The following is a 13,153-nucleotide window of genomic DNA, read 5'->3' on the forward strand; positions in this document are numbered from 1 at the left end:
AAAACACTCATTCTTGGACGAAAAGGCCGATTTCTACTGAAATCGGCCTCAACAGTCTATGCGAAATATTTATCGACCGTTGTGAATACATCATTTTCGATAACTATCTTCCCGTACTCTTCAAGCATGTGCACCGTTATAGGTGACTCCTGACTATATTCCAATAAAAGACTTAGAACATTATCGATTTCTTCCTCATCAATTTCTGCCTCGGAAAATTCGATATAAAGATAATATTTATTCTGATAAACATAAAGTTTAGTCGTCCAGTCATCCAAGCCATGACGCTTGCTTAATGAAATGACATCTTCAAAATCCTCGAAAGTCGTGATGAATTCAATCATACCATCTTCGAATGTCATACCGCTTTCTTCATCTTTCCCATGAAAATGTTGATCAAGAAGCGTATCCATCTTGTCTGATACATTCAAATCCCTTAACTTATCATCTGAAAGAGGCAGCTCGAGTTTCTGACCATCTTTGGCAAGCTGGGCTTTTGTGACCAAAACTTCCAAGCCTTTTTCAAGGGCTTGAACTTGAATCCATAAAGGTCCTTCAATCATGAATTCTTCTTCTTGATGCACTTCATCCATCATTTCCCAAAAAAGTTCCTCACTTCGCTCACGGCTGTACCAAATTTCTTCGCGATCAAAGCCTCTTTCCTCAATATCTATATAGGAAATATAAAATTTAACTGTATCATCATTAATGCGTTCGATTTCCATGATTCCCCTCTCCCTTCCTATCTCATTTTGAAGGGATAATAACCCCCAAGCGAAAATTGCTCTTAAAAGCTCTTTACCCGTAAGTGAATACTGTAAATCATGATAGCCATTAAAACAGACTATTTTACATCATTTTATGACAAAACCTTGAAGAAGGGAAATAAAAAACATTACTTATCTAAAAAACAATTGTTTGCCTAATATTCCATTCATTCTATAAAAAAATTCATCCGCATGCAACTATCATAATGCTTTCTTCAATTTTAAACTTCCTGCCATTTATGCCTTATTATATACACGGCATGATGGTGTGCATTCTTATTTTTTCTTTAAATGATGACCGGTTCAAGGAACCTGCTGCAAATCCGAAACGTCTGCTGTCCCCTATGAATCCTGTTATGTTACCCGTCATTAAGTAAAAAAAATCAGCGGAAAATCGGTTATGTATAAAGAAAAAGCCCTGCACATTTCCTGGCAGAGCTTGAAAGACCTTATTAGTTGACCATACGTTGTGCTTCCCGTAACTGGAAGGTACGAACTTTACGTGGTAAAAAGCGTCTTATCTCATCTTCGTTATAACCAACTTGAAGCCGTTTCTCGTCAAGGATAATTGGACGTCTCAACAGACCTGGATTTTCCTTGATCAATTTATATAGTTCTTGAAGAGGCAGGCTCTCTAAATTTACGTTTAACTTTTGGAAAGTTTTTGACCGTGTTGAAATGATTTCATCGGTTCCATCTTCAGTCATTCGAAGAATTTCTTTAATCTCATCAATCGTTAACGGTTCTGAAAAAATGTTTCTTTCTTTATATCCAATCTCATGTTCCTCTAACCATGCTTTTGCTTTCCTGCATGAAGTACAACTAGGTGATGTATATAATGTTACCATGTTTACTCACACTCCCTAAATATAGAATCGGTGATCTATGAGGGGAAATCTACTATTAGTATTCATAAGTACCACTCTAATTTGAAATAATTTTAATTAAGTATTTCATTTTCTTTATTATACACTAAATTATTTAAAATGAATACCCTTTTTGATATTTGGAAAAATCCTTATAAACTTCTAGTTTAGCCTGTACTATAGCTTTTTCTGTTTTTTATGTAATACATTAAAACCGCTTTTTCTAATTGAAAATACCTACCTGCCATTCTCAGTTAACTCTCAATTCGGCCCTCATGATTTTTTTATTAGCTCGTTACTTTTATTTACCCCCCTATCTTTGTCAATAAACAAGAACATGTTAATATATTTTCTTTAACAAAAAGCAAATTCCTCCTTTTACAAGAAAAACCATTCTTTTAGCACATATATTTCCAAAAGTAAAAAAGTAATTCGAAAAAATCGGAGATAAGTGAGTAATCTACCATCCGAGAAGTTATAGATATTCATTTGCCTGCAAAAAATGCACAATAAGAAAAGACAGTTTGGCTGCACTCGAAAAAACCATAACAGTTGTTTTCAGAAATCCGCTCCCTTTCCCGCCGACTGTCTGCAATCCGCATCAAAGCACGCGACTCCTGGGTCCCGGCTAGCCAGTTTTTCGGCAGAAGTGTCGCAATTTTCTTCAATCTATTGGGGGTTTTCATAGAATAGTAAAAAGCCCTAAACGATAACCTTTTATAATCGAGGTTGGGGTGGGACCTATTCCGACCTCCTTTATGGACAAATTTTAAGAAAGAACAGTTTGCCTCAATTTTTCTTTAAAAAACGTTCCAGATGTTTTCTGCTGGAGCACTTTTTTCGGCCCTTACTGTTCTTTTTCGACGTACTGAGCTGTTTTTTCAGCCGTTCACGAATTTTTTCTTCCATCACTGCACTTTTTTCAGCCGTTCACGAATTTTTTCGACCTACACCATACTTTATTCGACCTACACCGCACTTTATTCGACCTACACTACACTTTATTCGACCTACACCGTACTTTATTCGACCTTCCCCGTACTTTATTCGACCAACACCACACTTTATTCGACCTCTATACCGTACTTTTTCCGACAAACTAAAAAGGGCCGGTTAAGCGCCCGGCCCCTTTTTTCTAAATTTCCATCTCTTTAAAAATATCCGTTTCCTGACTTGCATTCAAGCTTAGTACATCCTCTACATCTTGATAAGATTTCCCATATAGGTCATCATCTTTGTAGGTATGGATTTCAGAATAAATCTCTTTCATGAAATCAAATACGTCTTCTTCATCAACCGATGGGTTTGCTGGCCAATATAGGATTTCCATAGGCGTATTCTCCTTGGTGGCAAGGGATTTTCTGCTGTAGGTAATTGAAGAGGCATGCTGGAATCCTTCCCTTTTATAAAATTTCAGCCTTTTCAATGTATCGTCATCATTTTCTTGTACTGGTTCTACTTCCAGCAAGATCGTTTTCTGCTTTTTTTGCAATTTTTGAATTAATTTCCTTCCTAGTCCCTGACCCCTTGAATTCTTTGATACAAAAAGGTAATCAACGAATATAAACTCTTCTCCTTCCACATATAATAAAACATGGTCGGGACCTTCATCCTTTTTATATATTTCCTGCTTATCTTCTAAAAGAACTTCTATATGTTCTTTGGACTTCATTTCTTCAATAGGGAAATACTGGTTCAACTTATCATACCAATTCATAAATTAATCTCCTCATTTGCTAGATTATACTTTCCAGATTTTTTCTTATCCACTACAATGGAACTTGAATAGCTTGAAAATATTAGGAGGGTTTTGATGATCAGTTACTTTTTGGACTTTTTTTTAGTCGCTGCTTGCGTTATTGGCATTACAGCTGTGAATGGCGTTGTGACGAATGGCATCGGCGAAAAATGGTTTGGCGGGAAACGTCACTCTCATATTTTCGATCAATCGAAACGAATTCAGTCAGGGTGGAGTAAAGTTGGCGGGAATAAAAAGCGGTAATTCAGAGAGAAATTGGATGACCGGAAGTTCTTCCAAGGTCATCCTTTTTTTCATGGGGTATAGTCTACTCCCTTTGTATATCGATTTGCCGCATTCCATAATAAGTATTCATCAATACCATTATCGTTCAATGCTTTTATTTGGGCTTCCACTTCTTCCTTTCCGTACCTTTGGTAATTCCCTTCACCTAAATATGAGGCAGTAAAATCTTGTAGCCAAGGTCTTGAAGTAGGTGGGGTTTTTAATTCCTTCAGCTTCCCGTTCTCCAATTTCGCATATTCCTTAACGAGATTATAAGGCTCCAAATCAGGCTTATCGATACCAAAATAAGATGTCCAGTGACTCGGATAGATCATCGAGGAAATTACATCGACATTCTCAGAGATTTTTGTGAAGTTTTGCCCTATTCCGGGAGCTTCAGGCAATGTAGCTGCATATCCAAAAATATCCACAGATACTTCCACATCATATGGCTCCAGTTGTTTCCTCGCATAACTTACGAAATCTGTCACTGCCTGAACCCTTTTGGCTGTATGACTCACTTTCGCTTCATCATATTCACCGACATCATATTTCAAATCATCTTCTTTATTTTCGAATCCTTCGGGAAAACGGACATAGTCAAATTGAATTTCTTTAAACCCCATCTTTGCCGCTTCAATGGCAATACCGACATTATAATCCCACACCTCTTTTAAGAATGGGTTAACGAAGGCTTCCCCTCGACCATTCCTCCAAACCTTTTCGCCATCTAAAAAAGATAATTCAGGCTTCTCTTTGGCCAAAAGTGAATCTTTAAAGACGACTACCCTCGCAATCGGATAAATCTGTTTATCCTCCATTTTTTTCAGCATTGCCCTTGGATTTTTTATGTAGTCTTTACCAATCCCAGCATATGGAGAATCTGGATCTTCGGTTTTAAACGTAACGTTCCCCTTGTCATCCTTAATGTCAATGACCATTGCATTCAAGTCGGTTTCATCTACATATCTAATAAGTTCATTCAATTTATTGCCGCCCGCTGCAGGCCCTGTCACATATATTCCTCGCACAGCATCCGGATAGTCGAATTTCAACCCCGAATCAAAAACAAAACGCGGTACGCTCGCAGGCAATTCTTTATTTTCTAATGCCACCTGCCTGGTTTCGTTCATGCCTTCTGCATGAACTGGCTGTTGAATCAGGAATATGCACATTCCTGTCATCAACCATTTACACATTGGTTTCATTTTCTCCACCTCATTCGCCATCAGTCATCAATATTCAACAAATATAATAAACCCCTTTCTTTAATACCACAAACAATAAACTTTACTCCTATATATTATAAATAATTAAAAAAACTGACTTACAAAATGAGAATACGTTCAACAACGCGGTTATTCCCTTGTGAGTATCCTTCCCTAAAATGGTCCGCTCATTGTGAAATATGTTAAACGGATTGATTTTCCTTGAACCCTTCATTTCTTCCATATCTAAAAAAAGAAGCGGAAAATCCGTTCTATTGGCTTGTTTGCCGTTTCGATTATACATTTAATATGAATAAATGCTAAAATACAGTATAGTGGACATTTCGTATTCTTAAAAATGGCATCGATACAGGACAAAACGGCCCTCCACAAGATTTAAATGAGCATTTCCCCATCACAGGAATATGCACATTTCTTTCAAAGAAAGTGGATTCATTTTCTATTTATCCTTACAATAATGAAGAGCGAATATCCATTTATCAATAAACGCATTTAGAGGAGTGACTAGCAGTTGAAAAGGATTTTCTCCGGCATTCAGCCATCCGGTTCCGTTACTTTAGGAAATTACATCGGAGCAATGAAACAATTCGTTAACTTACAAAATGAATATGAATGTTTCTTTTGTATTGTTGACCAGCATGCAATTACAGTTCCACAGGATCGCATTAAGTTAAGGAAGAACATTAAAACATTGGCCGCTTTATATTTGGCCATTGGCTTAGATCCTGAAAAGAATACCATCTTCATTCAATCAGAAGTACCAGCACATGCCCAGGCAGGCTGGATTTTACAGAGTATATCCTATATTGGGGAACTTGAGAGAATGACGCAATTTAAAGACAAATCAACTGGCAAAGAAGGGGTTTCCGCAGCACTGCTTACTTACCCGCCGTTGATGGCTGCCGATATCCTCCTTTATGGTACAGATGTGGTTCCTGTCGGGGAGGATCAAAGACAGCATCTTGAATTGACACGCGATTTGGCTGAACGGTTCAATAAAAAGCATAATGATATATTTAAAATCCCGGAAATCAGCCTCCCTACAGAAGGGGCCCGTATCATGTCCCTTCAAGAACCAACCAAGAAAATGAGCAAATCCGATCCTAATAAAAAGGCAACGATAGCCTTATTGGATGATCCTAAGCAAATCGAAAAAAACATCAAGAGCGCAGTTACCGATTCGGAAGGAATTGTCCGTTACGATAAGGAAAACAAAGCGGGTGTTTCCAACCTTATGTCCATATATTCCATCTTCAGTGGAAAAACCTATACAGAAATTGAAGAGATGTATGAGGGCAAAGGTTATGGTGACTTTAAAAGTGATTTGGCTGAGGTGGTTCTTGGAGAAATCCTGCCAATTCAGGAACGCTATAATGAATTGATCGATTCGCCTGAATTGGATGAAATTCTGGACCGCGGTGCAGAAAAGGCGAACATTGAAGCCAATAAAATGATCAGAAAAATGTATAATGGCATGGGACTTGGCAGAAAGAGATAAAAAAAAGACGATCCTCAACGGATCGTCTTTTTTTCATAATATCGATGGGCTATCGCCAGCCTCCACTTGCCACAGCTTTTCAAAAAAAGGCTGCCCCTTCACAAGGTTTTCACAAAGTTGAAGATGCTTCTCTGACCAGCCTTCCTTCATTTCTTCATATAATTCAAGCCAAGCTATCTGAAAATCCATTTCTTGAATGCTTTCATATTTCTCAGGAGCCCATTCTGTATACCAATAGCGGATTTCAGCAGTGTTTTTCGCCGTGAATAATTGGTCCATGGCCATGAATAGCAATTGCTTAAGCTGTCTTTCTTTTCTTGTCAAACCGTTCATGAATAAGGGAGACGGCGACAAAATATGATATTCTTTCTCAGATGTAGGTTTTTCAGTAAAGGTGTAATCCATCTCATCATGGTTTTCTATCATGTCATAAACAATTTGTTCCTGCCGAGGAATTATTCTGCTTTTCCTAATCGGAATATGATACCCTATCGTATCAACAGCTAAGATTCCATTTCCGTCAGTCACGATAAAACAATAGTCGAGCTGAATTCGTTCATGATTTTTCCTTGCATATGCTTTTTGATATACATCATTCAGCAGTGGCTTAGGTAATTCTGACAAGTCGTTTTCTATGTAGTGGAACAATGTTGATGACACTTTCAACAAAGGAACTTGATCTAGTAGTTCGATCCCGTCATCCTTCCTCCATTCATGAAAATGACAAATATTATAGCCGTTTTCTTCTCCTTCAAACCAGTTAACCCATACATCATGAAGATATAGCATCATTCATCCCTCACTTAAACAAATTTCTGTTTGTCAATCAGTATAGGCAGGAACCATACAATTTATTCCTATTCTAGAAAACAGATTAAGAAAAAAAGAACGTATATATTAACTCTTTTTAGATAGGAATTCTTCAGATTGAATAATGAACGATTTTTTCACAGAGAGTTTCTCAGAATTTTTCACCAGGTAATAGCCACTACAGTATCCAAGCATATATGGATATCCTTTCATCCCGAGCAGAAGTGTATCATGAAGAGGATCTGTACGTTTTATCGTGTGCTTTTCCTCTAAATGCTTGCTCCAAAATTCTCTTAGTTTATCTTCCTGATATAACTTAGTCCAATTTGCTAAAAATTTTGTTCCTAAATATTTCCCCACCGTTCTTTCCGCCAGTCCTTCCATGATCATCGTATCCAGGAGAGTGAATTCTTTTTGGTCCTTTTTCAAATGATGCAGACGGCAAACATGATGATATTCATGAATCAACAGCGCCTCCATTTCCTTTTCGGCTATCCCCTTTCCGTAAAAAAGGAATAGTTTATCTTTAAATGCCAGCCCTGACTTCGTTTCAACTTTTTTATTCCATATCCCTGAAGACATCAGCGGAAAAATATATATGGGAACATCAGGCCCACCCCATAGCTTCTTATAAGCTGTAAACAAGCTTTGTGTTTTTTCCCAGACATTATTTTCGTTTAAGTCTTCCCATGTTTGTTTTGTTTTTTGATTCGGCGAATACATGCCATGCTTCAATAAATGATGATAAATCATGTCCGCATCAAGGGTATTGTTGAATGTACTTTTAACTCTTTCCATCATCTGGACCGGGCGGTTGAAATCCTTCTTCATCCATTCATTGGTTGAAATGACTCCCATTTCCCATACACCTCCGCTTCTATTGACTATCGTATGATTTAAAGAAGGCGGTTGACACATTTTATATCCCTTGTATTGGCAATTTTCCCTTCAACATAAAAAGAGCAAATCCCTAAAGATCTGCTCTTCCTTCAAACTTATTGATATTTTTTGAAAAGGATAGTTGCGTTATGCCCACCGAATCCAAGTGAATTACTGATGGCTGCACTGATTTCGCCCTTCCTTGCTTGATTCGGGACATAGTCCAAATCACACTCAGGGTCTGGTGTTTCAATATTGATGGTTGGAGGCAAAATGCTGTCCCTGATTGCCTGAATCGTGAAAATCGCTTCCACACCGCCTGCTGCCCCTAACATATGGCCCGTCATCGATTTAGTGGAACTTATTGCAAGTTTATTAGCATGGTCGCCAAAGACTTCTTTGACTGCCATCGTTTCGTATTTGTCATTGTAAGGCGTACTCGTTCCGTGGGCATTCACATATTGGATGTCTTCCGGATTCAAACCTGCATCCTCGATTGCAATTTTCATCGCTCTTGCCCCGCCTTCTCCACCTGGTGCCGGAGCGGTAATATGGAAGGCATCTCCAGTTGAGCCATAGCCAGCTATTTCAGCATAAATCTTGGCTCCTCTATTCAATGCATGTTCAAGATCTTCCAGAACGATGATTCCAGCTCCTTCGCCTATTACGAAACCATCACGGTTAAGATCAAAAGGACGGCTAGCCGTTTGTGGATCAGGGTTTGTCGATAAAGCCGTATTTGCACAGAAGCCTGCAACCGACATTTTTGTGATTGGCGCTTCGGCCCCGCCTGTAATCATCACATCGGCATCGCCCCGCTGAATGGCTTTAAACGCATCACCAATTGAATTAGTTCCTGTAGCACAGGCTGTTACCGTACATGAATTGATTCCTTTTGCACCCAGTAAGATAGAAACCTGGCCAGCTGCCATATCCGGAATCATCATTGGTACGAAAAATGGGCTTACCCGTTTGTATCCTCTGTTTAAAAAGTTTTCATGCTGTGTCTCAAGTGTCTCCAGCCCGCCAATACCCGAACCGATCCAGACCCCGACACGTGCAGCATTTTCATCGGTTATTTCCAGCTTGCTATCATTATATGCCATAACGGAAGCTGCAATTGCATAATGGGTAAAACGGTCCATTTTGCGTGCTTCTTTACGATTTATATATGTTTCTATATCAAAATCCTTGATTTCAGCAGCCACTTTAACGGGATATTCTTCAGCATTCAAACGAGTTAAAGGTCCTATCCCCGATTTCCCCTCGATTATATTTTTCCATCCAGTTTCTGCATCATTACCAACTGGAGAGATTGCTCCAATACCAGTTACAACTACACGGCGATTAGTCATTTAAAAATGGCTCCTTCCTATTTTTAAAGCTCTTACGTTTTGCTTCTTCTTTTATTTACCCCACCTAAGAGCGATCGCTCCCCATGTAAGGCCACCACCAAAACCGACCATGACGATTAAGTCATTGTCCTTGATTCTTCCTGCTTCCATTTCTTCCACAAGGGCCATTGGAATGGACGCTGAAGAAGTATTTCCATATTTATGAATCGTTTTTGTCATTTTTTCAAGCGGGAGATCCAAGCGTTCCCTAGAGGCTTCCATAATTCGTATATTAGCTTGATGCGGGACAAGCAGATCCACATCTTCTTTAGTCAAACCAGCTTTGTCCAAGACACCCAGGCTGGATTCACCCATCTGACGGACAGCAAATTTAAATACTTCACGGCCATTCATATGAATGAAATCTCCTTCTTGTAATAAGTGCTTCCCACCGGTTCCATCTGCGCCTAATTCAAAGGAAAGGACTCCTTTGCCTTCAGATACAGGTCCAAGTACAACTGCACCAGCTCCGTCACCAAAAAGTACAGCAGTATTGCGGTCTTCCCAATTGGTTACTTTCGAAAGTTTTTCAACACCGACAATCAGCACATGCTTATATGCACCTGTCTTAATAAATTGCTGTGCCGTGATCATTGCATACATAAAACCGGCGCATGCAGCACTTACATCCATTGCTGCTGCCTTCATCGCTCCCAATTTCTCCTGAATCATGCAAGCGACTGAAGGAAACGACTGATCCGGTGTAACAGTGGCTACAAGAATTAAATCTATCTCTTCAGCCAAAATTTCCGCATTTTTCAATGCAGCTTTTGCGGCTTCATAGGCCATATCTGATGTATCAATATCATCTTTGGCAATTCTTCTTTCCTCAATACCCGTCCTAGTCCGAATCCACTCATCGGAAGTGTCCATAATTTTCTCTAGGTCCGCATTTGTAACGATTTTGTCGGGTAAGTAGCGGCCAAGCCCTAGTATTCCAGCATTCATCTTGCCATCCCCTTATATTTTAATGAGTTATTATAATCATCTATTATTACCTGGTACTAATTTTATATAAAAAAAGACTTCCTTGCAAGAGTTAACAATTTGAAAAGCTAAAGAAATCTCTTTCGGAAGTCGGACAAGCGCCTATGCCAAGGGAAATTTGGGACATACATTATAAATAAAAGGAGAATAGGAGGAATTCATTTTGGACATCTTCAATCGCAACCGGGAGAGAAACACGGATGATCATTTTTCTAATTTGATGTTTGGCAGGAAAAATGAACCGGAGCAAGAGGAGGAAGCGCAGGTTGATTACATGCAATTGATGGCGAGCGTTGAAACATTGATGGGCTTATACAGTCAATACAAACCGACCATTGATAAAATCAATCTGAGCCCCTTGATCGCCAAGTTCTTGAAAAAAGAATAAAAAAATTCAAAGGCTGCCCTTTTAACGGACAGCCTGCCTTTAATTAACGCTGAGCATCTTGTTTACCAAGCTCATAAGCTTCTTGCATAACGCTTTTAAAGAGCTCCATGAATGGCTCTGCCATCTCCATTGAGAATGGAATCCCGCTTGCTTCAAGCTTCGCTTTAGCCTCTGGGAAGTATTTCATGGCGATTCCCATAAATTCAAGAGTTTTATCTGAACTCATTCGCATTTCCCCCTATCTTTTGAATATTCATCAATTGATCATTTTGATGCCAAAATAAGCTCAATATTATCATAATTCCACTGAACCCTTTCGTAAAGGGCGTACATATAAAATCATGAATATCTTTTGATGTAATTCCTATCCTTGAACATTATAGTACAAGACATATAGATTAGAGGCAAATATACAGTTTTGTCCTTCCCGAATAACAAAAATGTCAATCACGCTTTCTCCACGTTTTAAGTAAGTTTAATCGTTTATTATGTTTTCTCTGTAATGCAATGCCTTCTTCCGGTTCCATTTTGCATTGCACTTCAAATAATGTTCCTTTATTGATTTTCGTTGTTGATTGGGAAGTGAATGAATCCATACTTTCACCAAATATTAACTTGGCACATTTATCCCAATGATCGTCGATACTGCTGCACAATTGGATGTCCCTATCGGAACTTGTGGCAAGCACCGCTTCCAAAGCATTTACAAAATCAGTGATGTAGAGAGCATCTCCGTTATATTCGGCAGCAATTGCCGCTTTGATATCAGACTGTCCAAGCTGATTGATTCCAGCTTCAAAACTCATGCCTTCCGATTGCCAAGGTCCATAAATCGTCGGTAAAAATATGATTTTTGCAGAATCCATTTCACGAATCGAGCTTAATATCGACTGAAATATACCGACCTCTTTTTCAATGGGCATGAAAAGAACGAAATTTGGCGTTTCATTCTTGCCATTTTTTTTGCATTTCTCGATGAAGGAAACGATTTCTCCTATTACAAAATCGATTTGGTCCATTTTTCCGCTTTTAATATCGTAACAAGATATGAACACCGTGTCCTGCTGTGAAATATCCAATAATTTAAGTTTATTTATCGGAAAGTATAAATAATTTGAATTCCTGCCTATTTCAAGTTCCTTTTCTTCCTTAATATATTGACTTGCTTCGGAATCATCCCAATCGATTCCGATTACTTCTTCACCTTGGTTCAAAAAGAATTGAGTCACATAGAATCCCACGAATCGATAAGTGCCAATGACAATGTTTGTTTGCATAAATACAGCCTCCTCGTATGCCATCAAGCCCACTTTACCCGGCACGTCTAGTTTTTTTAGATGCTGTATCGTATGCAAACCATTGTAAAAATATATCTCTTCTCATAAAGTCTCTTCATTCTCATTGAAAAACTTCTGTATTTGATAGGGGATTTTATAACGTTTTTCGGGCAATATATACGTCAGCTGCAAGTCTGCTTTTCTAGCCAGCTGGATTTGCCGATAAAGGGAGGCTTGCTCTTTCCGTAAGCTTCCAAAAACCTGAATCACTTTCATGGGGATATTCTCTGCGATCATTGAATCTTCAGTATCCAGTATATGCTGTTCACATTCTGCCGGATCGAGCTCATATGCAGCAGCGACCTCGGACAGCCACTTTTTATAGAAGAACTTATTTTCCTTTTCTTTCTCCAGTTGTGCTTTCAAGGAAAAAACCGGATCTATCAAAACGACGGACCGTATTTTATTACCAAGTTGATTCATTAACTTTAAGGCAAGGAGTGCGCCTGTCCCCTCTGCCAATATATGAACCCTTTGATTGACTATTTCTTTTTTCATGAACAGAATATATAGGTTAAGGGAAAGCTCGAGTGCTTTAGGACTGCCCCAGTTGGCTCCATAAAAATTGGATGAAAATAGGGTGTATCCGTATTCCTTTAAATATTCCAATATCTGCAGCCTGCCAGGATGCTGCAGCCAAAAGCTGCTGTCTTTTTCGACAAAATGACTACGGTCTCCAATTACCATTACGGAAAAACCACTGGGCCGCTCTGGATAATAGATGATATTCCATTGGTCATCAATTTGAAAAGTTCGTTGTTCCATCGTTCAAACTCCTTTAAGGAATATTACTACTACTATATTAATTTATGACGAAAAATAGAAAGGGTCAGTGGAAACGCCTAACTTCTTATCTTAAATTAACCAAGCACGGAGGTTTTGCTTTTATTTTTTCCTTATGATTTCCCCTTTGAAGTTTGAAACCAACTAGTCTGCCTGAAAAAGTTCTCTTATGATTTAATGTATTGAATTATT

At 38.7% G+C, this 13,153-nt stretch carries 14 protein-coding genes; 3 read left to right on the forward strand and 11 right to left on the reverse strand.

The features are described from left to right. Positions 1 to 56 precede the first annotated feature (56 nt). The 3 genes from mecA to ACWF5P_RS06390 all read right to left on the reverse strand — a co-directional run bounded on the left by mecA (position 57) and on the right by ACWF5P_RS06390 (position 3,350). Positions 57 to 725 carry an adaptor protein MecA gene (gene mecA, locus ACWF5P_RS06380; protein ID WP_034314498.1) on the reverse strand — a complete coding sequence of 223 codons (669 nt, stop codon included), beginning with the start codon at positions 723 to 725 and terminating at the stop codon, positions 57 to 59. Between the two features lie 494 nt (positions 726 to 1,219). Continuing rightward, a complete protein-coding gene (gene spxA / locus ACWF5P_RS06385) occupies positions 1,220 to 1,615 on the reverse strand; it encodes a transcriptional regulator SpxA (RefSeq protein ID WP_034314502.1) in 396 nt (131 codons plus the stop codon). A 1,153-nt stretch (positions 1,616 to 2,768) separates the two neighbouring features. Continuing rightward, positions 2,769 to 3,350, reverse strand: a complete 582-nt coding sequence (locus tag ACWF5P_RS06390) for a GNAT family N-acetyltransferase (protein WP_402941375.1) — start codon at positions 3,348 to 3,350, stop codon at positions 2,769 to 2,771. A 96-nt stretch (positions 3,351 to 3,446) separates the two neighbouring features. Here ACWF5P_RS06390 and ACWF5P_RS06395 point away from each other — a divergent pair, with 96 nt between their 5' ends. After that, positions 3,447 to 3,635 carry a hypothetical protein gene (locus ACWF5P_RS06395; RefSeq protein WP_101224111.1) on the forward strand — a complete coding sequence of 63 codons (189 nt, stop codon included), beginning with the start codon at positions 3,447 to 3,449 and terminating at the stop codon, positions 3,633 to 3,635. A gap of 50 nt (positions 3,636 to 3,685) precedes the next feature. Here ACWF5P_RS06395 and ACWF5P_RS06400 read toward each other — a convergent pair whose 3' ends face one another. Beyond that, positions 3,686 to 4,831 carry a putative glycoside hydrolase gene (locus ACWF5P_RS06400; RefSeq protein ID WP_230177444.1) on the reverse strand — a complete coding sequence of 382 codons (1,146 nt, stop codon included), beginning with the start codon at positions 4,829 to 4,831 and terminating at the stop codon, positions 3,686 to 3,688. A gap of 565 nt (positions 4,832 to 5,396) precedes the next feature. Here ACWF5P_RS06400 and trpS point away from each other — a divergent pair. Then, positions 5,397 to 6,383, forward strand: coding sequence for a tryptophan--tRNA ligase (gene trpS / locus ACWF5P_RS06405; protein WP_101224113.1), 987 nt, complete (start codon positions 5,397 to 5,399; stop codon positions 6,381 to 6,383). Between the two features lie 33 nt (positions 6,384 to 6,416). Here the strand turns inward: trpS and ACWF5P_RS06410 are convergent, their stop codons facing one another. The 4 genes from ACWF5P_RS06410 to ACWF5P_RS06425 form a co-directional block, all read right to left on the reverse strand. Beyond that, positions 6,417 to 7,172 carry a YjbA family protein gene (locus tag ACWF5P_RS06410; protein WP_034314514.1) on the reverse strand — a complete coding sequence of 252 codons (756 nt, stop codon included), beginning with the start codon at positions 7,170 to 7,172 and terminating at the stop codon, positions 6,417 to 6,419. A 108-nt stretch (positions 7,173 to 7,280) separates the two neighbouring features. Continuing rightward, positions 7,281 to 8,051 (reverse strand): DUF2268 domain-containing protein, encoded by a 771-nt coding sequence (locus tag ACWF5P_RS06415; RefSeq protein ID WP_260356932.1) that lies wholly within the window; start codon positions 8,049 to 8,051, stop codon positions 7,281 to 7,283. A gap of 137 nt (positions 8,052 to 8,188) precedes the next feature. Then, a complete protein-coding gene (fabF, locus tag ACWF5P_RS06420; protein ID WP_101224115.1) occupies positions 8,189 to 9,427 on the reverse strand; it encodes a beta-ketoacyl-ACP synthase II in 1,239 nt (412 codons plus the stop codon). Positions 9,428 to 9,478: 51 nt separating this feature from the next. Next, on the reverse strand, positions 9,479 to 10,414 hold the full coding sequence (locus ACWF5P_RS06425) for a beta-ketoacyl-ACP synthase III (protein WP_101224116.1): 936 nt from the start codon (positions 10,412 to 10,414) through the stop codon (positions 9,479 to 9,481). A gap of 202 nt (positions 10,415 to 10,616) precedes the next feature. Between ACWF5P_RS06425 and ACWF5P_RS06430 the strand changes: the two genes are divergently transcribed. Beyond that, on the forward strand, positions 10,617 to 10,841 hold the full coding sequence (locus ACWF5P_RS06430) for a hypothetical protein (RefSeq protein WP_101224117.1): 225 nt from the start codon (positions 10,617 to 10,619) through the stop codon (positions 10,839 to 10,841). A gap of 43 nt (positions 10,842 to 10,884) precedes the next feature. Here ACWF5P_RS06430 and ACWF5P_RS06435 read toward each other — a convergent pair whose 3' ends face one another. From ACWF5P_RS06435 to ACWF5P_RS06445, 3 genes are all read right to left on the reverse strand, one after another. Then, complete coding sequence (locus tag ACWF5P_RS06435) at positions 10,885 to 11,067, reverse strand: ComZ family protein (RefSeq protein WP_034314525.1); 183 nt, start codon at positions 11,065 to 11,067, stop codon at positions 10,885 to 10,887. A gap of 217 nt (positions 11,068 to 11,284) precedes the next feature. Next, on the reverse strand, positions 11,285 to 12,118 hold the full coding sequence (locus tag ACWF5P_RS06440) for a hypothetical protein (protein WP_452444722.1): 834 nt from the start codon (positions 12,116 to 12,118) through the stop codon (positions 11,285 to 11,287). Positions 12,119 to 12,220: 102 nt separating this feature from the next. Next, positions 12,221 to 12,943 carry a hydrolase gene (locus ACWF5P_RS06445; protein ID WP_434168872.1) on the reverse strand — a complete coding sequence of 241 codons (723 nt, stop codon included), beginning with the start codon at positions 12,941 to 12,943 and terminating at the stop codon, positions 12,221 to 12,223. Between the last annotated feature and the right edge of the window lie 210 nt (positions 12,944 to 13,153).

The sequence above is a fragment of the Peribacillus sp. NPDC055009 genome (assembly GCF_053608705.1).

Coding starts and splice junctions, on each gene's coding strand:
- mecA (WP_034314498.1), bottom strand. CDS start 725: ATGGAAATCGAACGCATTAATGATGATACAGTTAAATTTTATATTTCC.
- spxA (WP_034314502.1), bottom strand. CDS start 1,615: ATGGTAACATTATATACATCACCTAGTTGTACTTCATGCAGGAAAGCA.
- ACWF5P_RS06390 (WP_402941375.1), bottom strand. CDS start 3,350: ATGAATTGGTATGATAAGTTGAACCAGTATTTCCCTATTGAAGAAATG.
- ACWF5P_RS06395 (WP_101224111.1), top strand. CDS start 3,447: ATGATCAGTTACTTTTTGGACTTTTTTTTAGTCGCTGCTTGCGTTATT.
- ACWF5P_RS06400 (WP_230177444.1), bottom strand. CDS start 4,831: ATGTGCATATTCCTGATTCAACAGCCAGTTCATGCAGAAGGCATGAAC.
- ACWF5P_RS06410 (WP_034314514.1), bottom strand. CDS start 7,172: ATGCTATATCTTCATGATGTATGGGTTAACTGGTTTGAAGGAGAAGAA.
- ACWF5P_RS06415 (WP_260356932.1), bottom strand. CDS start 8,051: ATGGGAGTCATTTCAACCAATGAATGGATGAAGAAGGATTTCAACCGC.
- fabF (WP_101224115.1), bottom strand. CDS start 9,427: ATGACTAATCGCCGTGTAGTTGTAACTGGTATTGGAGCAATCTCTCCA.
- ACWF5P_RS06425 (WP_101224116.1), bottom strand. CDS start 10,414: ATGAATGCTGGAATACTAGGGCTTGGCCGCTACTTACCCGACAAAATC.
- ACWF5P_RS06435 (WP_034314525.1), bottom strand. CDS start 11,067: ATGAGTTCAGATAAAACTCTTGAATTTATGGGAATCGCCATGAAATAC.
- ACWF5P_RS06440 (WP_452444722.1), bottom strand. CDS start 12,118: ATGCAAACAAACATTGTCATTGGCACTTATCGATTCGTGGGATTCTAT.
- ACWF5P_RS06445 (WP_434168872.1), bottom strand. CDS start 12,943: ATGGAACAACGAACTTTTCAAATTGATGACCAATGGAATATCATCTAT.